This is a genomic window from Cupriavidus yeoncheonensis (genome assembly GCF_905397275.1).
In the GTDB taxonomy this organism is placed as follows: Bacteria; Pseudomonadota; Gammaproteobacteria; order Burkholderiales; family Burkholderiaceae; genus Cupriavidus; species Cupriavidus yeoncheonensis.
The window spans coordinates 53,060-75,613 of sequence record NZ_CAJPUY010000020.1; the positions used below are offsets into that span (position 1 = coordinate 53,060).

Consider the following 22,554-nt stretch of genomic DNA (forward strand, 5'->3'; position numbering starts at 1 on the left):
CATGACAGCATTCCTGGAGTTCGATTTCATCGTTGTTGGAGCCGGTAGTGCAGGTTCCATTGTCGCTAGCCGCTTGAGCGAGAGCGGGAGGTTCACGGTGCTGGTGCTGGAAGCGGGTGGCTGGGACCGCAACCCATGGATCCATATTCCCTTGGGCGTCGGCAAGACAATCATGAACAAGGCGGTCAACTGGACATATCACACGGAACCGGTTCCGCAATTGTTCGATCGTCGCTTGTACATGGCGCGGGGCAAGGTCGTCGGAGGTTGCGGTGCCATCAATGGCATGGTCCATGTGCGCGGGCAACTGCAAGATTTTGAGCAGTGGCGCGAATCCGGCTGTGACGGCTGGGGCTGGTCGGATGTCCTGCCCTACTTCAAGCGCTCCGAGGACCACTACCTAGGCGATACGGACCTGCACGGCAAAGGCGGGCCGGTAGCCGTGTCGCGGCCGCGCGGTCATTCGGTGCTGTGCGACCACTTCATCGCCGCTGGCGTGAACTTCGGACTCGAACGCAACGATGACTTCAATGGCATCAGGCAGGACGGTATCGGACTGTACGACCACACGGTGCGAAGGGGGCTGCGGTCTAATTCCGCCATCGGAGCGCTTCGACCGGCCAGACGCCGCGGGAACGTTCGCGTCGAGGTAGGGGCGCACGTTGAGCGCATTGTGTTCGACAGCGGCAGGGCGGTTGGTATCAATTTTAGGAAGGCCGGCGCCACGCTTAGGCAGGCGCGTGCGCGCCGGGAAGTGGTACTTTGTGCCGGCGCGATCAACACACCGCAATTGCTTATGCTGTCGGGGATCGGCCCCCAAACGCACCTGTTTGCGCATGGCATCGACCTTGTCGCCGCGCGGGAGGAGGTCGGCAGAAACTTGCAGGACCATCTGGCAGTGCGGATTATCTGCAAGACGCGCAAGCGCATCACCGTCAACGATGACCTACGCAGCCTGTGGCGACGGGGGTTGATGGGAACACGGTTCCTGGTGCAGCGCACGGGCCCGCTGGCTTTCGCTTCAGCGCAGGCCGGCATGTTCTTCAGGTCCAGGGACGGGCTGCCGTACGTGGATGCGCAGGCATTTATGATGCCTTTCAGCGTACCCGGCATCGGCCAGCAACCGCACGATTTCTCGGCATTCACAGTTTCCGTGACGCAGTCCTGGCCCAGCAGTCGCGGCGTGGTCGAGTTACGGGACGCTGCGCCGGCAAGCCCGCCGGCCATTCGGCCGAATCATCTCGCGACAGAGGACGACAAGCGGTTCTTTATCGATGCCGTGCGGACAGTGCGAGCGGTGTTGCGCACTGCGCCCATGAATGGCGTGATTGCGGAGGAGTACCAGCCGGGTCCAGGAGTCGTCAAAGACGATGAGATTCTGGACTACGTTCGGCAGAAGGCGAACACCATCTACCATCCGTGCGGCACATGCCGGATGGGCAGCGATGCCGAATCGGTGGTAGACGCCTCGTTGCGGGTTCGGGGTGTTACCGGCTTGCGCGTCGCGGACGCGTCGATCATGCCCCGAATCACTTCTGGGAACATCAACGCGACCTGTCTGATGATCGGCGAGAAGGCGGCCGATCTGATTCTGGCCGACCACGATTCGGCAATGGGTAACTGACGACGCTTCCCAGATTCGACTGACTGGGAGTCGGCAGCGGTCTAGCTCCTTCTGCTCAGACGCACGGCAGTCATGTGCAGCTCGGTGTCCATCAGTCAGCCTGGAGAAGGGGTGACGTGCGCATAAGGCGAAAAGGATCATGATATGAAGCAATACACCAAGCTCTACATCGATGGTGAATGGGTGGATCCCATCCGCTCGCGCAGCACGTTCGAACTGGTGAACCCCGCCACAGAACAAGCCTTTGCGAGCGTCACTCTCGGCGATGATCAGGATGTCGATCGCGCCGTGCAAGCCGCACGCCAGGCCTTCCCGGCCTTCTCCGCCACGACCAAGGCGGAGCGGATCGCCCTGCTGAACCGAATTGCCGAGGTCATGCAGAGGCGCGAAGCCGATCTGATGCTGGCCGCTTCGCAGGAGATGGGAACGCCGGTCAGCGCGGTGAGCCACGCCCGTGCCGCGGTGGAACAGTTCAAGCAGGGCGCCGCAGTCCTGGCAGATTATGAATTCGAGCGCATGCTTGGCACCGACGTCATCCGTCGCGAGCCGATCGGAGTCTGCGGCCTCATTTCGCCGTGGAACTGGCCGATCCAGACCATCTGCACCAAGTTGTCCTCGGCGATCGCGGCGGGCTGTACGGTCGTGGTGAAGCCCAGCGAATATACGTCGGTGAGCGCGATTCTGATCACGGAAGTGCTGCACGAGGCGGAGCTACCCCGTGGGGTCTTCAACCTTGTGAATGGCGACGGCGCGGTTGTCGGGAACGCTCTCTCGACCCACTCCGACGTCGACATGGTGTCGTTCACCGGCTCCACGCGAGCCGGCATCCTGGTAGCACAGGCGGCGGCCGCGACCGTCAAGCGTGTCTGCCAGGAGCTGGGTGGCAAGTCCGCCCATATCATCATGCCCGACGCTGACCTGCACGCTGCGGCGCGCTTCACCATTGCGCGTGGCTATGCCAACTCGGGACAGTCTTGCCATGCGCCAACACGTATACTGGTTCACGAAAGCCAGTCTGAACAGGTGCTGGACCTGATGTCGACCGAAGCGCGGAAGCTCGTGGTGGGCGATCCGAAGGAGCCCGCCACCAATCTGGGCCCCGTGGTGAACAAGGCGCAGTTCGACCGCATCCAGGGCTATATTCGCAAAGGCATTGAGGAAGGGGCGCGGCTCATCTGTGGTGGTCCCGGGCGCCCCGCGGGCCTGGAGCGCGGATACTACGTCAGGCCGACCGTGTTTGCGGATGTGCGCCCTGATATGACGATTGCGCGGGAAGAGATCTTCGGGCCGGTGCTGGCGGTGATCTCGTACCGCACGATCGACGAAGCAGTCGAGATCGCGAACGCCACAAAGTACGGTCTTGGGGGCTATGTGTTCGCATCCACTCCCGAGAAGGCCCGCGCCGTCGGCGAGCGCTTGCGCGCAGGCCGCATCTTTTGCAATGGGGCTGGCGGCAACGTAGTGGTGCCCATGGGCGGCTACAAGCAGTCCGGCAACGGGCGCGAAATGGGGGTGTTCGGGCTGGAGGAATACCTGGAAGTCAAGGCAATGATCGGCTGCGCCTGATTTGCCGCCATTCTTATCATTTCCTGCTGCGCAATTTCTTACGAGATCGCTCCGCAGATAGCGGGGCGCTTTGCGCTTGGCGGCGCTGGGCCGATCATCCGACGATCTCCGGCACTTGCGTGGGGTGGGTGCGTAGCCACATCGCGATCGGTACGGCACAAAGCGCGAGAAGCGCCGCGATAAGAAAAATCATATCCAGTCCGAGTACATTGGCAACGAGGCCGAGCAGGGGAGTGAATATGCCAAGCGCCAGGTCGATGAAGGCGGTATAGACGCCCATGGCGAGGCCACGCGCTTGTGCTGGCGCCCGTGCCATGGCCTCCATGCCGAACCCGGGATATACGAGCGCATAGCCAAATCCCGCCATCGCGGATCCGACGAACGCTAGCCATGCCTCGGGCGAAAGCCAGATGAGCGCCAGCCCGGCGCTATGAATCGCGATGAAAATCGCCGCAGTTCGCGCGCCGCCAAGGCGGTCTGGCAATGGGCCGAAGAGCACGCGTGCCGCCATCAGTGAGACCGCAAATGCAGTAAAGGACAACCATGCCGGTTGCCAGCCCCGCTGAACAAACAGCAGCACGGCAAATGCGGTCATGATTCCGTAGCCCAAACTGGAGAAAGCCATTGCCACACCGGGAATCCAGACAGCCTTCAAGACCTGTCCAGTGGCCTTGCGGCTTTGAGGCGCCGGGTTGGTGGCCGGAATAGGGCTCACGAGGAGCAGCGTTGCTGCTGAACCCAATAGGGTCGCCAGGCCGATCGATGCAAAACCGAAATTTTTGAAAAGGACACTCCCAAGCGGCGCGCCAAGGGCGAGGGCCACGAACATTGCGGTGCCGATCCACGCGATCATTCTGCCGACCTTGCTGGGGCCTGACAGCGAAAGGCACCAACTTTGCGCGCCGATCATGATAAAACTCTCGGCGCCTCCGAGCAGGACGCGGCCGACCAGCAAGATCGCAATGGCAAGTCCGGCGCGGCCGATGGCCATCAGGGAGCCCAGATACAGCAGCCCGGCGAGCATGGCCATCATCAGCCCAGCCGTTACCGCAAACTTCGGACCTCGCCGGTCGGAGATCGTTCCGGACCACAGCCGGCAAAGCAGCGACGCGGTGAACTGGGCCCCGGAGACAAGGCCGACAGTGAAAGTGCTGAAACCCAGGCTATCATGGATGTACAGCGGCAGTGCTGGCAATGCTGCGCCTGTGACCAGAAACACGGCGAACACACATGCCATCAAGGACAGCACGGTGTGTTCGGTGGGCGCAGCCGAAGGCTGATACAGGTTCATCGTCGTTGTGGTGTCTGATGCGTCGAGGCTGCTGTCAACGTTCCGGGCGGAACCATCGGAATGGCGGACGGAGGGCGAGTACAAGTTTAAACAAGAGCGGGGGAACGGGCCATGTCCACCGGCCCCGCACTCGTGGCAGAAAGATGCCCACGATACGACATCCTCAGAGACTGGCTTCGAAGACCTCGCGGCTGGTTTCCAGTGTCACGTCGCTGTGCTCGCCAAGCTGGGTCATGCCATGCGCCTGCAGTTGCTGAACCAGTCCCTCGATGGCGTCGGCGGCAATGCCATAGTCAGAAAGATGGGTTCCGACATCGAGGCTTTCAAAGAAATCTCGGGTCTTTTCTATGGCGAGATCGATGCGCGCATCCTCGCTTCCGGTAGTGATATGCCATACGCGCTCCGCGTACTGCAGAAGCTTGGCGCGCTTGCCTTCCCGACGAACCCGAAGCATCGAGGGAAGCACGATGGCTAGTGTGCGGGCGTGGTCCAAGCCATAGAGCGCTGTAAGTTCGTGGCCAACCAGGTGCGTGGCCCAGTCTTGCGGCACGCCGGCACCAATCAGTCCGTTCAACGTCATGGCGGCGGCCCACATCATGTTGGCGCGGGAATCGTAGTCTGCGGGATCATGGACCACTTTCGGGCCGATCTCGATCAGGGTCTGCAGCAGCCCCTCGGCGAAGCGGTCCTGGACCCGGGCTTCGACGGGATAGGTCAGGTACTGCTCGACCACATGGGTGAAGGCATCGATCACACCGTTGGCAAGCTGCCGGGGGGGCAGCGTATAGGTCTTGGTCGGGTCCAGAATGGAGAACTGCGGGAAGACATGGGGCGACGCAAAGAAGGCCTTGGTCTGCGTTGCTTTGCGCGTCACCACCGCGTTGAAGTTCATTTCGGAGCCGGTCGCGGACAAGGTCAGCACGGCTCCGAAAGGCAGGGCCTCCTGAACCACGCTTCCCACGGTTTCCAGGATGTGCCACGGATCGCCAGCGTACTTTGCCGCTGCCGCGACAAACTTCGTCCCGTCAATGACCGAGCCGCCGCCGATTGCCAGCAGAAAATCGATGTCCCTGGCGTGAACCTGCCCGACTGCCTTGGTCAGTGTCTCGAAAGTGGGATTGGGCTCGATTCCACCGAACTCGTAATGCGTACGGTCGCCTAGCGCCTTGCGCACTTCAGCCAGGGTGCCGTTGCGTTCGGCACTCTGGCCGCCGTAGAGGATCAGGACGCGTGCGTTCCGGGGAACGAGTTCATGGAGCGAGGACGTAGTGTCCTGTCCGAACACGATGCGCGTGGGATTGTGAAACTCGAAATTCAGCATGAGTGATTCCTTGTGCGTTGTGTTGTGAAGCGGTCGGACAATCGTGTCCGAGGTGTCTGAAGTGTCTGAAGTGTCTGAGGGCGAGAGGCAGGCTTACGCCGCATGGAGACGGGCGGTGATCTTGGCTACGCGCTCGCCGAGATAAGCGGCGGTCTGGAGATCGCTGCTCGGTGGGGCGACGTCAGGCCCTTCGTCGACGTTCGCCTGGGCCATGGCGCCCAACCAGCTTCCGAGGCGGTTGAGGTCAGCGCTGCTGGCCGTGCTGGAACTATTGCCAGGCTTGAGGTCAAGCCCCACCCAGAGCATGCCGTGCTGCGCGGCGATCAGCGCCATCGAAACCAGCGCGTTAAGCTTGTCGCCACTATGCGCACCCGAGTTCGTAAAGCCGGCCGCGATCTTGTTGCGCCACTTGAGGTCGTGCCAGACCGGCTTGGTCGCGTCTTCGAAGAACTGCTTCAACTTCGCGCTGAACATGCCGTTGTAGGTCGGCGAGCCAAAGATGATGGCGTCGCTGGCTTCCAGTAGCTCCCATGGCGAGCCGGCGTCGCGAACCGAGATGAGGTTCACCCGAGCGCCCGGATGCCGGCGCGCACCTTCGGCGACCGCTTCGGCCAACCGTTCGGTATGGCCATACCCGCTGTCGTAGACAATTGAGATTTGCATTCTGCACTCCGTTGGTTGGTGCGATGGGTGCATTCTCGCTGCTATGATTCGTGACGAGAATGACTCATGAGGTTGATGATTCAATAACCTCAAGTTGACAATCGAAGTGCGGTTTCCCACTTCCCAGAACGGCTCCGAAGCATGGATTCTTCGCAACGTGTTCGCGCCATCCTTTCTTTCGTGCAGGCTGCGGATGCCGGCAGCTTTGCGGCCGCGGGACGCGCGCTCGGCATCTCGTCGGCCGCGGTGAGCAAGAACATCGGCGGACTGGAAAAGGCGTTGGGTGTGCGGCTCATGAACCGTACCACCCGCACCCTGAACCTGACTGAAGAGGGAGAAGCGTTCCTGCGTCAGGCACGGATTGCGATAGAAGCGCTGGATCTCGCCGCCGAGACCGTAAGCGCACATCGCGCCGGGCCGTCAGGGCGGGTGCGGGTCTCGACAAGCGTCGGTTTCGGTCGCGAGCAACTGATGCCCTTGCTGCCAGGGCTGATGCAGAAGTACCCGGGCCTTTCGTTCGAGGTCGATTTCGACGACCGCGTAGTCGACCTCGTGCAGGATCGCTACGACCTCGCGTTGCGCGGCGGTCGCATTGGTGATTCTTCCCTGGTTTCGCGAACGATCTGCCAGTTCAACATGGCACTGGTCGCATCGCCCGCTTACCTCTCGCGTTATGGCGTGCCGCGCAAGCCCGCGGATCTTGACCGGCATCGCCTTCTTACCAGGAGGTTCCTGGGTGGCCGGGTGTCGCCGTGGAGCTTCAAGGGGGACGACGGGAGCATCACCACGCTCAATACCGAGGCAGCAGTTATGACACTGTCTTCGCCGGAAGCGCTTGTGCAGGCTGCGGTGGCTGGTGCTGGTATCGCTGAAGTGGGTGTGCATCACGCGTGGAGGCACCTCCTCGCCGGAGAGCTGAAAGTCGTGCTTCTTTCCGCCCACCACCCCGGAAGCTTCGAAATGACTCTGCAGTACCCGCATCGGGCTCTCATTGCACCGCGGGTCCGGGTCACGGTGGATTACCTGCTGGAAGCCTTCGCGAAGCTTGAGGAACTCCATGTGCCGCTGCCAGCGTTGAAGCGCTACAAGGCTTGAGCGCTTCAACGAAGCTTCAACCAGAATGGAGAGCCTCAGGCCATCGTGCGCACGGGCAGGCTGCGTACACGCTTGCCCGTGGCAGAAAAGATCGCATTGCACAGAGCCGGCGCCACCGGCGGTACCGGCGGCTCGCCCACGCCGCCCGGGGGTAGTGCATGGTTGTCGTTGACCAGATGGGTACGGATCACGCGCGGCGCGGCGTAGTGGCGCAGCACCTCGTAGTCGTGGAAGTTACTCTGCTGCACGCGACCCTTCTCGAACGTGATCTCGCCGGACAGCGCCAGGCTCAGGCCCATGATGGCGCCGCCTTCCATCTGTGCGCGAATACGCTCCGGGTTGATCTGCGGCCCGCAGTCCATTGCCATATCCACTGCCAATACGCGTACCTCGCCTTTGGCATCGACTGCCACCTCGACCACGGTAGCGGTATAGCTCAAGAAGCTGTAGCAGAAGGCCAAGCCGAGCCCGTGGCCCTTGGGCAGCTTCCGGCCCCAGCGCGCGCCGCGCGCAGCGGCCTCGATCACGCCGCGCAGTCGCCCCGTGTCGTAGGGATAGAGCTCGGGTGATTCACTGTAGTTCCAGGTGTCGGCCAGGGTGCCCGGATCGACCTTGCGCTCCGGGCCGATCAGATCAAGCGCAAACTGCTTGTGCTCCTTGCCGGCGCGATGCGCCAGTTCGGCGATAAAGCATTGCGCCGCGAAGGCGTGGGGAATATTGGCGACCGAGCGAAACCAGCCGATGCGCGCGTGAGCGGGTACTTCGGCAGTTTCAACGCGCACGTTCGGAATGCGGTACGGCATGTTGATGGCCGACATGGCGGACTCGAACAACTGCTGTCCCTTGGCCCCTTCGGTAAAAAGCGACGCGATCGTTGGCGCGGCGCTCCGATGCAGCCAGGATTGCACCTGCCCGGCCTTGCCGACGACTGCCTCCAGGCGTTCTACTGAGACCGTGTGCAGGTAATCGTGATGGATGTCATCCTCGCGCGTCCAAACAAGCTTGACCGGTGTCCCCGCTGGCATGGCCTGCGCCACGATTGCGGCCTCATCGACGAAGTCGGGCTTGGACTTGCGGCCAAAGCCGCCGCCAAGCAACAGGATGTTCACCTTGACGTTCTCGGGCTTGAGCTTTAGCCGCGTGGCCACGGCCCGTTGTGCCGCGACGGGATTCTGGACGGACGTCCAGACTTCGGCGCGATCGCCGTGGATCTGGACGGTCGCCACCGGCGGCTCCATCGACGCATGGGCCAGATGCGGCACGTGATACTCGGCCGCAAAGCGCTCCGCCTCAGATGCCTTGCTCCAGGCCTGCAGCGCATCGCCCGCATTGCGCACCGCCTTGCCGGGCGTACGGGCGGCGGTTTCGAGGGTCTTGCGGTAGGCCGCGGAATCATAGCTGCCGTTGGGGCCATCGTCCCATTCGATTGCCAGCGCGGCGCGGCCCTGCATGGCCGACCAGGTGTTGCGCGCAACGACGGCCACGCCACCCAGCGGCTGGAAGCCGGGCGCACCCTTGAAAGCCGCTATCTCGACCACCTTCAGTACGCCCGGTACCGCCAGCGCCTTGGCGGCGTCGACGCGGCGCAGCGTCCCGCCGACCACCGGCGGACGCGCCACGACGGCGTAGACCATGCCGGGCAGGCGCATGTCCATGCCATAGCTCGCGCGGCCTTTTCCGATTGCCTCCAGGTCAACCAGGCGCACCTGTTCCTTGCCGATGTAGCGGAATTCGGCCGGGGTCTTGAGCCTGAGCGCATTGGCTTTGGGAACCGGTATTTTGGCCGCATCGGCGGCCAGTTCGCCGAAACCAAGGCGGCGGCCGGTAGGCTGGTGGATCACTTCGTGCCGCACGGCCCGCACTTCGGCCACGGGCACCGACCAGCGTGCCGCTGCGGCAGCTTCTAGCATGTGGCGGGCCGCCGCGCCCACGTGGCGCATCGGCATAAGGAAATGGCGCACGCTGCGCGAACCATCGACGTTCTGATTGCCGTAGCGGGCTTCGTTGGCTTCGGCCTGGACGACCTTCACGCGCTCCCACCGGGCTTCCATTTCGTCCGCCACGACCATCGGCAAGCTGGTGCGCACACCGGTGCCCATCTCCGCGCGATGGGCCACGATGGTGACCGTGCCGTCGCCACCGATCGAGACAAAGATTAACGGGTCGTCAACCGCGCCGCCGGGCATGGTGTCCGAACCATATTTCTTGGGCGCCGTGTCGGAAGCCCACGCAGCGCTGACCACGCCGCGCGTGGTGACGGCCAGTGTCAGCGCGCCCAGGCTGCCTTTCAGAAAGCCGCGCCGCGAGAGTTGAGGGCTGCTCATCATTTACCTGGCTCCTCCCGACAGCCGGCTGGACGCCAGCTTGATGGCGGCGCGAATGCGCGGATAGGTGCCGCAGCGACAGATATTGCCGCTCATGGCCTCGTCGATCTGTTTTTCGGTGGGGGCGGGCGTGGCTTTGAGCAGAGTCACGGCAGTCATGATCTGCCCAGCCTGGCAATAGCCACACTGAGCGACGTTTTGCTCCACCCAGGCTTGCTGCACCAACCGGCCCACACGGTCGCCTTCCATGCCTTCAATGGTCGAAATCGCGTGCCCGTAGGCGGCGGAAACAGGTGTAACGCACGCCCGCACCGGCGTGTTGTCCACGTGCACTGTACAGGCACCGCAAAGCGCCATGCCGCAGCCGAACTTGGTGCCGGTCATTCCCAGTTCATCGCGCAGCACCCACAGCAGGGGCATGTCGTCGGGCACGTTGATGTCCTTGGCCTGGCCGTTGAGGTGAAGTTGTTTCATGGTGAATCTCTGGTTTTGCGAACGGAAGAGCCAGAACGCTCAGGGCGCGAGCGTGCGAGGCGGTAGCGCCTGATTATTTACTGAAAGATTCATTAGTGCCTCTTATAGGCCTATTAAGCCCTGGCTAAGCACGAGCGAGTGCATCCCCTTGCAAGGGGATGCAGAATGGCCACAACCAAAGACCGAAGTGCGCGGGCGCATGCTACACGGAGGATGCTTGGGATAACTGCAACTCAGAGGTGGAGCCGCTGGCTTCCGACGTAGCGCTTGCGCAGCGGTGGCTGCTCGCCAATGTGAAAGGCAAGGCGACGCTCGCGCAGTTCGGCGTCCGCGGCTGTAAATCGCTCCAGTCGTCGTTGGTGCTCCAGCCAGTTTTCGTGCAGAAAGTACTCGAGATAACACCCGCGGATCGCAGTGTCCCGGAAGAGCCCCCAGGACAGCGCACCACGACGCAAGCGGGCCGCGCGCGTGAGCTGCATCACCTCAATGAACTCTGCGGCCTGCGCTGGATCGATTTGGTATTCGACCGTCACCATGACGGGACCCTCGTCCAGGTGAATCGCCGTCACCGGCTCCAGCAAGTCGTGCGTGGGTACACGATCCAGGTTGACATCCTTGCCTCCCACTGACCAGTTGCGAACGATCGGAAGCAGAACCGCGCCGGCAGCCGCCGCGGAAACGATGGCGGCCTGTACGCCAAAACGCGCAGCAACATTGCCGAACAGCATTGCACCAAGGGCGGTACCGCCCATCAACGCCATCTGATAGACCGCCATGCCGCGCGCGCGGACCCAGTCGGGCAGGGCCAGTTGTGCGGATGTGGAAAGGGTGTTTGCCGTCGAGATCCACGCCATGCCAACCAAGAAGATCGACGGAAGGGCAATCCACGGCGCCGGGGCAAGGGCTACGGTCGCGCTTGCCGCCGCGTGCGTGAGAGAGCCCCAAAAGACCATCTGGTCCCGGTCGAGCCTTGCCCGCCATCGAGGCAACAGTAACGCTGCGGCGATGGCGCCTGACCCCATTGTGGCCAGCAGCACAGTGAACATACCGGGGCCTGCCCCGCTCAGTCGGCGTGCAACCAGGGGCATCAAGGCCACGAGCGCGCTCATCTGTAAAGAGAAGAGAAAAACTCTCAAGGTGACTGCCCGCATCCGCGGGGACTCGCGCACATGCTGCAGGCCGATGCGGATGGCACCGAGAAACCTCTCCCCGGGCAGCGTTGTCGGGCGCTTGACCGAGCGCCAGCGCAGGATCACCACCAGCGCTCCCACGGCAACGACCGCGTTCAGGATGAACACCCAGGCGGCGCCGGCCCCAGCGAGCAGTGCGCCGGCCACGGTCGGCCCCAGGATGCGGGAAAGGTTCATTGAGATGCCGTTCAGGGCAAGAGCGGCAGGTAACTGTGCCTTGGTGACCACCTCGGGCACGATGGCGGCGAACACGGGCCAGCGCATGGCCAGTCCGATGCCGTTCAGGAAGGTCAGGGCAAGAAGCAGCTTCGCCGATAGTGCATCGGCAAATGCCAGCGAAGCGGTAAGCAGGGAAACGGCGGCGACCCACAACTGGGTGGAGGCAAGGTAGAGCCGGCGGTCAGTGATATCGGCCAGTGCCCCGCTGGGAAGGCCCAGCAGGAACATTGGAAGGGTGCTCGCGCTCTGGACCAGTGCGACCATGACTGCACTGTCGGTCAGCGTGGTCATCAACCAGGCGGCGGCAACGTCGTTCATCCACATTGTCATGTTCGCCCCCAGCCAGGCGAGCCAGAGGCTCCGGAACACGGGGCCTTCAAGGGGCATCAATGCGGCGGGTAGTCTCATCAGTCTTGCCTTGGCTTGGTGATTCAGCCGGGAGGGGATGGGCGAATACCCTATAACCGTGCGGCGCGGTTCATGGTAGCATGGTTCCAATTAATAGATCCAGTTCCACTGTTAGGAACTCAAGGTCTAAGACTGGAGACCTGCCCAAGGGCGGCAGTGCGCGAAGAACTTCTACGTCGGAGAGGTCACTATTGTGATCTGTACATCATGGAGAGTGTGCGCGGTATCAATACCTTCATCCGCATTGTGCAGACAGGGAACTTCAGCCGTGCCGCCCGGGAGTTGGGCATCACGCCCCAGGCCGCGAGCATTCACGTCAAGTTGATCGAGGACTGGGTTGGTGTCCGGCTGCTCAATCGCAGCACCAGAAAGATCAGCCTTACGGAAGAGGGCGCCAGCTTCTACCGCACCTGCGTTGAGGCCTTCCGCTCGATCGACGATGAGGTCGAGCGCATGCGCGATGCTTCAGAGGAAGTATTTGGCACCGTAAAGCTTGCTGCACCGGTCGGCATGGCTTCTCGCTTCATTGCTCCCGCACTGGGACGGTTCCTGGAGAAGTATCCGCGGGTATCCGTTGACCTCATTGTCCAGAACAGGATTCCAGACGTTGTTGCTGAGGGCATCGACGTCGGCGTGCTTCCGCATCCACTGCCGGATTCCACGTTGATAGCGCGACGCGTGGTGGCCTCGCCGTTCGTCCTCTGTGCATCACCGGCCTACCTGCAACGCCACGGCAGACCAGTGACCATTGACGATCTGGACAACCATCGTCGGATTGACCTCCGAAGCTGGGTCACGAACGCGGTACGGCCATGGCGCCTGCGTTGCGGAGAAGAGGTCGTGACCAGCCAGGTCCGCGCGTGCCTGGTGACCAATGACGGGGACAGCCTCATCGAGGCAATGCTCAGCGGCGCCGGCATCGGCCTGCTTACCCGCTATCGCGTCATGCCTTACCTGCGCTCCGGCCGTCTCGAGACAGTGCTGGATGGGCAGGTAGAGGGCGAACTTTGTTACTCGATCTACATGCAGCAACGTAACCAGATACCAAGAAAGGTCCGGGTCATGGCGGACTTCCTATATCACGTTCTCAGCCTCCACCCCGATCTGCGCCAGGAGTGACGCACCCAGCCGGGCTGCAGTTCGCCGTGCTGCAACGGCGTGGTGTCTCTTTGCTCATTCGGCTGCGCTCCTCCTAGACCTCGCAGCAACCCGACAGGGGCTTGCGCGCGGTGACACCTTGCTCCTACGGCATCGGAAGAATCATGTGTCGACTATCAATCTGCAGTTGAAAGTACTTAAAGACCCGCTCGCGATTTCGTCGGGATCCCGACCCTAGAATGGGTTCGTCAACCGCCGGCTTCGCAACGATAGATCAGCCAGCGCGGGAATCTCACCTGAAACAAAAACGGGAGTTTGCATGAGTTCAATCCATACCGATGTCGTTGTTGTCGGCGCGGGGATTGCGGGCCTGACAACGGCGCTGCGCTTGACCGAACAAGGCGTCAACGCGCTGGTCCTGGAAAGAGGTGAGGCAGGCAATTACCTATGCAATACACGCATGGCCGGGGGCGCGTTTCACGTCGCACATCAGGACGTGGAAGATGATTCGCAGCTCATTCTGCGTGCCATCACCAACCGCACCGGAGATTCTGCGCCCACCGAACTGGTCGAGGCGCTGGCCAACGACGTTGGCGAAGCCACGCAATGGCTGAAGCGGCACGGAATTCGGTTCATCAAGGTGGGGCACGAGTCATACCGGAAGCACACCCTGGCCCCGCCGATCGCGACGCGCGGACGCGAGTACTGGGTAGGCCGCGGTGGCGATGTCCTGCTGCGCACGCTGACCAGCAGCCTGGAGAAGCAGGGCGGAAGGATTCTGCATGGGGCTCGCGCAACAGGCTTGGCCATGCGCGACGGTGCCTGTGTCGGCATACACGCAGAGTGCACGACCGGGCCGGTCGAAATTGAAGCAAGAGCAGTTGTGATCTGCGACGGCGGATTTCATTCCAACATGGATCTACTGCGAGAATTCATCAGCCCCGCTCCGGAGAAACTCAAGCAGCGCAACGCGCGGACCGGCCAGGGCGACGGGCTGCGCATGGCCCGCGATGCAGGCGCGCGGCTGGTGGGGCTCAACCGGTTCTACGGCCACGTGCTGGCGCAGGATGCCATGCACAACGATGACTTGTGGCCCTTCCCGATGATGGATTTCGTCTGCGCCGCGGGAGTCGTCGTCGACCAGTCCGGCCGCAGATTCGCAAACGAGGGCCTGGGTGGCGTGACAATGGCCAACGCCATTGCGGCGCAGGCCGATCCGTTGGGCGCAACCGTGATCTTCGATGCGGACATCTGGAACGGACCGGGGCGCGAGTATCTGATCTCCGCCAATCCGACACTGGTGTCGAACGGAGGCACCCTCTACTCCGCCAGTGACCTCGGCGTTTTGGCGAGCCAGGTCGGCCTGCCTGCTGAGGTCCTGCAGCAGACGGTCGCGCAGTACAACGCCGCTGTAGACAGTGGCTCGACGGACAATCTGGCACCGACGCGCAGCACCGCCAGCTACCAGGCATGGCCGATCCGCAAGGCGCCATTCTACGCGGTCAAACTTTGCGCCGGCATCACTTACACGATGGGCGGGATCGCCATCGACGCCGACGGGCGAGTGCTGGACACCGCCAACCGGCCAATCGCGAACCTGTATGCGGCCGGCTGTGCGACGGGCGGCATCGAAGGTGGCGGTGACCGCGAGCAAGTGGCGTACATCGGCGGGCTCAGCCGGTCCACGGTATTTGGCTTGCGCGCGGCAAATGCGATCGCATCGGCGTTGGTCGCGGCGTGAATCGTCAACCATCGTCCGATGTCACCGAAGGCTGTGACGGCTTTGCGTCACGGCACCCAGTTTCCCTCTCGATAGAGGAGTACTCGTATGCAGGCTCATACTACCCAGGCAGTCCCGACTTTTCCGGCGCTGCACATCCTCGTCAAGCATGGCAACGTCCTTGCGCTGCTGCTTGCCCTTTGCCCACCCTTTGGCAGTTTGCTGCTCTGGGCCACGGGCGGCTCGCCAGTCCTCCTTGTTGTCGGCGCATTAGGCGGCACGTTCCTTTACCTGATCATGCGCAGCTATGTCGACCTGGTCAGGATCATCGTTGACATGCTGCTGCCAAAGTAACTGTTGTTGTGCAACGCATGGCGCCAGGTTGCCTGGCATGTGGGACTTTTGATGAGGTGGTCGCGAATGATGGGATTCTTGTCTGCTGCCAGCGCCAGCGGTGCGCTGCTTCGTGTAGTGGTTCGGCGGCTGATGATGGTCGCCATCGCCGGCGCCCTAGCGTTGACGGGGACTGCCGGGGCGGCCCGGCCTTACCCGGACCGGCCCATCCGATGGATCGTCCCGTGGCCGCCGGGCGGGGGTGCCGACCTGCTCGCGCGGATACTGCATGCGCGCCTGGGCGAGGTCCTTGGTCAGCCGGTTGTGATCGACAACCGCGGTGGCGCAGCGGGAAACATTGGTGCGGCAGCGGGTGCCAAAGCAGCGCCAGACGGGTACACGCTGACCTTTGCATACTCGGCAACGCATTCGATCAACCCGCTCGTGTTTCCAAAGATGCCGTTCGCCGAAGAGGACTTCGCGCCGGTGATCTTCCTGACCCTGGTGCCGCAGGTGCTCGTGGTCAACGCCAACCTGCCGGTTCACAACGTGCAGGAACTCGTGGCGCTGTCGAAGAAGCGGCAGGTGACCTATGCCTCTTCGGCACCGGGATCGCTTGGCCATCTGGGCGGCGAGCTGTTTGCCTTGATGACGGGCGCCAACATGATGCACGTTCCTTATCGAGGCGGTGGTCCCGCCCTGACGGCGGTGCTGTCAGGCGAGATCGACGCCCTGGTCGGTGTCCCCGTCGTGCTCGGGCCACATATCAAGGCCGGAAAGCTGCGTGCGATCGGTATCACGACGCCGAAGCGGACCAATGTTCTGCCCGGCATACCGACCATAGCGGAATCGGGTGTGCCGAACTTCGACGTGAGTTCATGGAATGGCGTGCTGGTTCCTGCCGGAACGCCGCCAGAAGTAATCGCCAGGCTCAACGAGGCATTCAACAAGACGCTGGCGGATCCCAAGGTGCGGGCCCAACTTGCCGAAGCCGGCTACGAGATCGTCGGGGGCGAGCCCGGGAAGCTGTCCCGCTTTATCGCGAGCGAACTGGCGAAATGGCGGCCGGTGGTCAAGAAGGTAAATCTCCACGTGGAATGAAGCAAGCTGCGCGACCGGCTGACGGCGGCGCGCGATCCATCAACATCGATACTCGATTCGACACCATGACTGAAAAGCTACTGGACACCGACAACGAAGACACCATCCGAATGAGTGTGAACGAGGCGAAAGCGCTAGGCACGGACGCCCTGGCCGGCCTTGGGTACAGGCCGGAAGAGGCGGCGGTGATCGCGGCTCACCTGGTAGACGCCGCCACGTGGGGATATGAATTCGCGGGGTTGCCACGCATTCTCGTGATTGCCGAAAGGCCGGAACTGAAGAAGCCGCGTGCTCCGGTATCCATCGTGCGTGAGACGCCGGTGTCGGCATTGCTCGATGGCGGAAACAATGTGGGCTACATCTCGCTAAACCACGCGGTCGAGGTAGTCATCGAGAAGGTGCGCCAGTCCGGCATTGCCATCGTCGGCCTGCGCAATAGCTGGTTTGCCGGGCGCAATGCCTATTACCTTGAGAAGATCGCCAGGGAAGGGTTCGCCACGCTGTACTTCGGCAGTAGCAGTCCCACTGTGGTGCCACCCGGGGCCATGCGCAAGGCCCTCGGTACCAACCCGATCGCCATTGCGCTGCCGGGCAAGGCCGACCCGTTCATCTTTGACATGGGTACGGCCTCGGTCATGTCGGGCGAGCTCCTCATGAAGGCATTTCTCGGGGAGTCGTTTCACGAGGTCGTGGGCATCGACAAGCATGGCGAGCCGACGCGCGTAGCCAGCGAACTGCTGGAGGGCGGTGTGCTGCCCTTCGGGGGGCACAAGGGGTATGGCCTGTCCCTCGCCATCCAGGCGCTCGGACTGATGGCGGGTGCCCGGATGCGAAATGGCGACGTGAGCGACTTCGGCTACCTCTTTGTGGCGTTCAACCCGGAACTGCTGATGCCGACTGAACAGTTCACATCGGAGATGGAGGAACTCCTGGCGAAGGTGAGGGGGCTGCCGCGACAGGCCGGAGTATCGGAGATCCGCGTTCCGTCGGAGCGCGGCTTTCGCGAACGCGAGCTTCGGCGCAAGCAAGGCATCCTCGTGAACAAGCGCGTCGTAGAACGCCTGCGGCAATTGACCGAGTGACATCCGCCAGGAGACAGGCATGAATAGCTTCCATACTCGAAGAAGGCTGATGCGTGCAGCATTGGCCCTTGCATTAGCGCCCGCAGCCGGGGGCGTCTGGGCCCAGCGGCCTTATCCGGACCGGCCAGTCAAGCTTCTCGTCGGCTTCGCACCCGGAGGGTTCACCGATATCGCGGCACGCATCGTCGCGCAAAAACTGTCCGTGGCACTGGGGCAACCCGTAGTGGTCGAAAACCGGCCCGGCGCGAACGGCCTGATTGCCAGCGGCGCCATCGCGAACGCGCCACCGGACGGCTATACGCTGTTACTTTCGTCAATCGGCCTCACGACCAACCCGCTGCTGACGAAGGGAGCGCACTACGATCCGGTCAACGGCTTCACTCCGATCTCCCTCCTCGCGATCGTTCCGAACGTCCTGGTCACCTATCCCGGCGTTCCGGCAAAGAATCTTAGTGAACTGCTTGCCCTGGCACGCACGCGTTCGTCGCCCCTGACACAGGCCTCCGCGGGTAACGGCTCCCCGGGCCACCTGTCAGGTGCCTTGCTGCAGGTGATGGCCCGAGTGCGGCTGGATCACGTTCCCTACAAGGGCTCGGGGCCCGCCATTAACGACCTGATCGGCGGTCATGTCGATATCTCGTTTCCCACGGTTCCGACTGCCTTGCCGCTGGTGCGTGCCGGAAAGCTGCGGGCGCTCGCTGTCACAGGCGGCAAGCGCTCGCCTTTGATGCCCGATGTCCCAACGATCGCGGAGGCCGGTGTGCCGGGTTACGACACCGGCGGCTGGTACGGGCTGGTAGGTCCCGCCGGCATGCCAAAGGAGATTGCCATGCTGCTCAGCAACGAGGTCGCCAAGATCATGAAAATGCCCGATGTCAGGGAGCGCTTCATCGCCGAGGGTGCCGAACCGATCGGTTCAAACGGGGCGGAGATGAACGCATTCCTCGTCAAGGACGTTGAGCGTTGGACCGCAGTCGTGAAGGCCGCGAATATTCAAACCAAATAGGATGCGGCAGTACACGCCGCAAACTCCGTCGTCAACCTGGAACGCATCAAGATGCTACCGATTACAACAACGCCACGCCAGTCGCAGGGCCACGCACGCCGGCTTATCGACTTCCTTCACGAGCTGGGCACCGAAACACCGGAGGCGCCCATGGAGAAGGCCCGTTGGTGCCTGCTCGATGCGCTGGGCTGCGCACTGCTTGGCGCACGCCAGCCCTGGAGCGAGATCATGACGGCGGAGGCGGTGGGGGACGGCAGTCGCGGTTCCTGCACCATCATCGGCATGACTGGCAGCGTTGCGCCCAGCCATGCCGCGCTGTGCAATGGAACGGCGATGCACGGGTTCGAGCTGGACGACCTGTTATCCGAGGCCCTGATTCACCCGGGGGCCGTCATCGTCCCGGCAGTGCTCGCTGCAGCCGAAGCCGTGGAGGCCTCTGGCGTGCAAGTGCTGCGGGCGATCGTGGCGGGATACGAAGCAACCGCGCGCATCAGCATGGCGTTGGGCATGGACCCTTCGCAGCGCGGCTTTCACAAGACCAGCGTGGTGGGCCCCGTCGCCGGGGTGATTGCAGCCGGCGTGGCCATGCGCCTATCGCCGGAGCCGCTGCGCAACGCGGTCGGCCTTGCGTGTTCCTGTGCATCCGGTGTCAAGAATTTTGCAGTCGGTTCGGCAGGAATGGTCAAACGCATGCACGCGGGGCGCGCCGCCGAAGCGGCGGTGCGCATGGCGATGCTGGCGCGCCGCGGCTTCACCGCGCCGCCGGCGGCCATTGACGGAAAATTCGGCCTGCTCGAGGCATTCAGCGGCGACACTGCGCAACCAGCGCTGCTGGATGCAGACCTCGGTGCCGGGTGGGCGATCGATGACGTCTGGGTAAAGGTGTATCCCATCTGTGGCTGGATCCAGGGGGTGGTGCAGTTGCTTCTGGCGATGCGGGAGCAAGGCGGCCTCGAAGCGCACAAGGTGGCCCGAATCGTCGTTGCGACTAGCGCATTCGCTGTACAGTACAACGGCAATAAGGAGGTGGCCGACACCATGGATGCGCAGTACAGCATCCCGTACTGCGCGTCGGTGGCGCTTACCGGTGATCCGGGCGATCCGAAGGCATTCGGTGTGGAAGCGATTCGCGATCCGGTTCGGGTCGACCTGATGAAGCGGGTCGAGCTCGTGGTCGATCCCATCGCGGACGAGGTCTATCCAAAGCAGTTTGCATGTCGCGTCGAAGTGCATCTGAAAGATGGCGAAGTGCGGAGTGCCGAGACGCGCGACGCGCACGGAACGCCGGGGAATCCGTGCGACACCGCGGAGCAGATTGCCAAGTTCACGCGGCTAGCGGGTCTGTCCGGCCTTCCGGTGGCCACGCAGGAAGTGGTCAGTGCGGTGCAGGGACTTGAATCCCTGAAATCGGTAACAGCCTTGACGAGACTGCTTCGTCCATAACGACGCACAATGTAAGGAATCGGCGGCAGTAGGCCGCCGGGCTTCTGCCGCCTGCCCGTCATGATGACGGGCGACCCGCGTCGGAGCGGGCCTGCGCCTGACGGGTCAGACGGCGTCCGCCACCTGCGGATGGAAACGCCCCTTCTTCAGCCGGCGGATATTGACCGATTCAAACACGCCGGCGGCGTGAAACGTTTCGCCTTCGATGAAACGTTGCGCCTCGGCGCGGCTCGGAACGTCGATGATAAAGAAGCTGCCGACAAACGCAGACCCATCGTCGTTTTGCTGTGGGCCCGAGAAGAAGATCTTGTCATTCCATCCATCCAGATACGCGCGGTGCGTGGCGAGGTACTTCTCGCGCAGCGCTGAGGAATTCGGCTTGTCAAGGCAGTTGATCATCCAAAGCATGTCTTCATCTCCCAGTGATGGTATTTGGAACCGAGTACCGGCCTTGTCAGCCAGCCCGTGAGCAGCATCATAGGGCGGCATGTGCACCGCCGTTGCAGCGTGACATTGAATGACTTGCAACGCAGCATTGAAGATCGACGGCCCATTACCGCTATTTCGACACCTACAATTTCTTCAGTACTATCGAGGAGAGTGAAGATGCGATTGAAAGAAAAAGTGGCGATCGTCACGGGCGGAGCCTCCGGCCTCGGCAAGGCCGTCGCGTTGCGCTTTGCCAGCGAAGGGGCCATCGTCATCATCGTGGATGTGAATGAAGCGGCGATGGCGGAGACCGCGGAGCAGATTCAGGGGCTGGGCGGCAAGGCACGCGCGTACAAGATTGACGTGACGCAGCAGCAGGACCTGCGAAATTTCATGGAAGACGTGGTTGCCGCGGAGGGGCGGGTAGACATCCTGGTCAACAACGCCGGCATTACGCGTTACCGGGCATTCGGCGGTATTGGGGATGCGGATTGGAATGCGGTGCTCGACCTGGACCTGAAAGGGGTGTTCTTTTGTACCCAGGCCGTGGCGCCATACATGGAACGACAGCAGTACGGCAAGATCATCAACATCTCGTCGAGCCTGGGTACGGGAACCACGCCGCATGTCGGCGAACTGACGGCAGGAGCCAGTGCGCCTTATGCCTCGGCCAAAGCGGCCGTGATTCAACTGACGAAGACGCTGGCACGAGAACTTGGGCCGAGTGGCGTCAATGTCAACTGCGTGGCACCGGGCTTCTTCCTGACACCGCTGACCGGCGCAACGCGCAGCCCGGACGAGGTGGCAGAGCATATCAGTGTCCGCACCAACATGGCGGTCCTGAACCGGCCGGGGCGGCTTGAGGAGCTGGCCGCAGCCGTGCTGTTTTTTGCCAGCGACGATTCAAGCTTTGTTACCGGCCACACGCTTCATGTCGACGGCGGGCGAACTGACCGGATGTAAGCGATTAGGACCGAATCCGTACATCGCGCCGAAGCCCTTCGGCACGCGGCATGTTTGAGCCGGGGCTGCAGAGGGAGGCGTGCCAGTTCTTCGTACCTAAAAGGAAAAGATGATGGAGACAAAGGTTTCACTGAAGGCAAGGCATATTCGCCGTCTGATGATCTCGTTCCCCTTTCTGGCTGCCAGCGTAATACTGATGCAGCCGGGCGCGGCCGATGCAGCCTATCCTGACAAACCAATCAAGCTGCTGATTGGATTTCCCCCTGGCGGGTCGACTGACCTGATCGGACGCCTTGTCGGGGAAAGGCTGTATCGGGCATTGGGGCAGCCAGTTGTCATCGAGAACCAAGGGGGTGCCAATGGCATGGTCGCGGCGAATGCCGTTGCCGCGGCGACGCCTGATGGCTACACGCTGTTGCTGACTTCAATGGGAATGACGACCAATCCATACCTGTATGCGAAATCGCGCCATCCGCTTAAGGATTTCACGTCGATCTCGCTGCTGGCCAATGTTCCCAACGTCATTGTGGTCAACCCGAAACTGCCTGCGCGCAACCTGGATGAACTGTTGGGCCTTGCCCGATCCAGCAAGGCGCCGCTGACCTCGGCGACAACCGGGCAGGCAGCGCCGGGTCACATGGCCACCGAACTGTTGCAGCGAGCGGCCAATGTCAAATTTTCGTTCGTGCCTTACAAGGGTTCGGGTCCCGCGTTGAATGATGTCATGGCCGGTTATGTGGACATGTCGCTGCCGACTGTCGTCGCCGCATTGCCGGCGATCAGGTCTGGCAAGGTGCGAGCCATTGCCGTCACGGGAACTGCCCGATCCAGCCTGCTGCCTGACGTCCCGACGTTGTCGGAAGCGGGCTTGAAGAATTTGGGCGGAAGCTCGGGTTGGTACGGCCTGGTCGGTCCGGCGAAGATGCCGAAGGAGATAGTCGAGCGGCTCAGTCAGGCTGTCGTCAAGATCATGAATGACAGCGAGGTGCGCGAGCGTTTCAAGCTCAATGGCGCCGATCCGGTTGGATCCAATAGTGATGAAATGACCGCGTTCGTTGCGCAGGACTTTCGTCGATGGGGCGAACTGGTCAAGGCCGCTAACATCAAGGGTGAAGCGCAATAGCAGGAAAGGGCGTGAAGTGCGGTTCGTGGCAAGGCCCGGCGGGCGCGGCTTGGCATGCAGCGTGTCGGGTGCTAACATTTG

19 protein-coding genes are annotated in these 22,554 nt (G+C 62.4%); 12 read left to right on the forward strand and 7 right to left on the reverse strand.

From position 1 onward, the window contains the following. Position 1 precedes the first annotated feature (1 nt). Together KHO22_RS24340 and KHO22_RS24345 are read left to right on the forward strand one after the other, a co-directional pair. Positions 2-1,624: a GMC family oxidoreductase gene (locus KHO22_RS24340; protein ID WP_211949747.1), complete on the forward strand. Its 1,623-nt coding sequence runs from the start codon at positions 2-4 to the stop codon at positions 1,622-1,624. Positions 1,625-1,768: 144 nt separating this feature from the next. Beyond that, entirely contained in the window at positions 1,769-3,190 is a 1,422-nt protein-coding gene (locus tag KHO22_RS24345; RefSeq protein ID WP_211949748.1) for an aldehyde dehydrogenase family protein, read from the forward strand. A gap of 94 nt (positions 3,191-3,284) precedes the next feature. On the opposite strand, the gene KHO22_RS24350 is transcribed toward KHO22_RS24345, so the two are convergent. The 3 genes from KHO22_RS24350 to KHO22_RS24360 form a co-directional block, all read right to left on the reverse strand. Then, the gene (locus KHO22_RS24350) at positions 3,285-4,481 is read right to left on the reverse strand and encodes an arabinose transporter (RefSeq protein WP_211949749.1); all 1,197 of its coding nucleotides are present in this window, start codon (positions 4,479-4,481) and stop codon (positions 3,285-3,287) included. A gap of 163 nt (positions 4,482-4,644) precedes the next feature. Continuing rightward, the gene (locus KHO22_RS24355; RefSeq protein ID WP_211949750.1) at positions 4,645-5,802 is read right to left on the reverse strand and encodes an iron-containing alcohol dehydrogenase; all 1,158 of its coding nucleotides are present in this window, start codon (positions 5,800-5,802) and stop codon (positions 4,645-4,647) included. A gap of 93 nt (positions 5,803-5,895) precedes the next feature. After that, positions 5,896-6,465 (reverse strand): flavodoxin family protein, encoded by a 570-nt coding sequence (locus KHO22_RS24360; RefSeq protein WP_211949751.1) that lies wholly within the window; start codon positions 6,463-6,465, stop codon positions 5,896-5,898. Between the two features lie 141 nt (positions 6,466-6,606). On the opposite strand from KHO22_RS24360, the gene KHO22_RS24365 reads away from it, so the two are divergent. Further along, positions 6,607-7,560: a LysR family transcriptional regulator gene (locus tag KHO22_RS24365; RefSeq protein WP_211949752.1), complete on the forward strand. Its 954-nt coding sequence runs from the start codon at positions 6,607-6,609 to the stop codon at positions 7,558-7,560. Between the two features lie 35 nt (positions 7,561-7,595). Here the strand turns inward: KHO22_RS24365 and KHO22_RS24370 are convergent, their stop codons facing one another. The 3 genes from KHO22_RS24370 to KHO22_RS24380 all read right to left on the reverse strand — a co-directional run bounded on the left by KHO22_RS24370 (position 7,596) and on the right by KHO22_RS24380 (position 12,175). After that, positions 7,596-9,887, reverse strand: coding sequence for a xanthine dehydrogenase family protein molybdopterin-binding subunit (locus KHO22_RS24370; protein ID WP_211949753.1), 2,292 nt, complete (start codon positions 9,885-9,887; stop codon positions 7,596-7,598). Then, a complete protein-coding gene (locus KHO22_RS24375; protein WP_211949754.1) occupies positions 9,888-10,358 on the reverse strand; it encodes a (2Fe-2S)-binding protein in 471 nt (156 codons plus the stop codon). A 233-nt stretch (positions 10,359-10,591) separates the two neighbouring features. Next, entirely contained in the window at positions 10,592-12,175 is a 1,584-nt protein-coding gene (locus KHO22_RS24380; RefSeq protein ID WP_211949755.1) for an MFS transporter, read from the reverse strand. A 207-nt stretch (positions 12,176-12,382) separates the two neighbouring features. Between KHO22_RS24380 and KHO22_RS24385 the strand changes: the two genes are divergently transcribed. From KHO22_RS24385 to KHO22_RS24415, 7 genes are all read left to right on the forward strand, one after another. Beyond that, positions 12,383-13,294, forward strand: coding sequence for a LysR family transcriptional regulator (locus KHO22_RS24385; protein ID WP_211949756.1), 912 nt, complete (start codon positions 12,383-12,385; stop codon positions 13,292-13,294). A gap of 298 nt (positions 13,295-13,592) precedes the next feature. Beyond that, positions 13,593-15,014, forward strand: a complete 1,422-nt coding sequence (locus KHO22_RS24390; protein ID WP_211949757.1) for an FAD-dependent oxidoreductase — start codon at positions 13,593-13,595, stop codon at positions 15,012-15,014. An 87-nt stretch (positions 15,015-15,101) separates the two neighbouring features. Further along, entirely contained in the window at positions 15,102-15,347 is a 246-nt protein-coding gene (locus tag KHO22_RS24395; RefSeq protein ID WP_211949758.1) for a hypothetical protein, read from the forward strand. Between the two features lie 66 nt (positions 15,348-15,413). Beyond that, positions 15,414-16,427 (forward strand): Bug family tripartite tricarboxylate transporter substrate binding protein, encoded by a 1,014-nt coding sequence (locus tag KHO22_RS24400; protein WP_211949759.1) that lies wholly within the window; start codon positions 15,414-15,416, stop codon positions 16,425-16,427. After that, positions 16,385-17,509 carry an Ldh family oxidoreductase gene (locus KHO22_RS24405; protein WP_230426996.1) on the forward strand — a complete coding sequence of 375 codons (1,125 nt, stop codon included), beginning with the start codon at positions 16,385-16,387 and terminating at the stop codon, positions 17,507-17,509. The genes KHO22_RS24400 and KHO22_RS24405 overlap by 43 nt, the downstream gene beginning before the upstream one ends. A gap of 19 nt (positions 17,510-17,528) precedes the next feature. After that, positions 17,529-18,515 (forward strand): tripartite tricarboxylate transporter substrate binding protein, encoded by a 987-nt coding sequence (locus tag KHO22_RS24410; RefSeq protein WP_211949760.1) that lies wholly within the window; start codon positions 17,529-17,531, stop codon positions 18,513-18,515. Between the two features lie 51 nt (positions 18,516-18,566). Beyond that, complete coding sequence (locus KHO22_RS24415) at positions 18,567-19,958, forward strand: MmgE/PrpD family protein (RefSeq protein ID WP_211949761.1); 1,392 nt, start codon at positions 18,567-18,569, stop codon at positions 19,956-19,958. Between the two features lie 105 nt (positions 19,959-20,063). On the opposite strand, the gene KHO22_RS24420 is transcribed toward KHO22_RS24415, so the two are convergent. Continuing rightward, positions 20,064-20,366 (reverse strand): YciI family protein, encoded by a 303-nt coding sequence (locus KHO22_RS24420; protein ID WP_211949762.1) that lies wholly within the window; start codon positions 20,364-20,366, stop codon positions 20,064-20,066. Between the two features lie 198 nt (positions 20,367-20,564). Here KHO22_RS24420 and KHO22_RS24425 point away from each other — a divergent pair, with 198 nt between their 5' ends. Then, positions 20,565-21,350, forward strand: coding sequence for an SDR family NAD(P)-dependent oxidoreductase (locus KHO22_RS24425; protein WP_230426998.1), 786 nt, complete (start codon positions 20,565-20,567; stop codon positions 21,348-21,350). A gap of 109 nt (positions 21,351-21,459) precedes the next feature. After that, positions 21,460-22,473: a Bug family tripartite tricarboxylate transporter substrate binding protein gene (locus KHO22_RS24430; protein ID WP_230426999.1), complete on the forward strand. Its 1,014-nt coding sequence runs from the start codon at positions 21,460-21,462 to the stop codon at positions 22,471-22,473. The last annotated feature ends 81 nt before the right edge of the window (positions 22,474-22,554 follow it).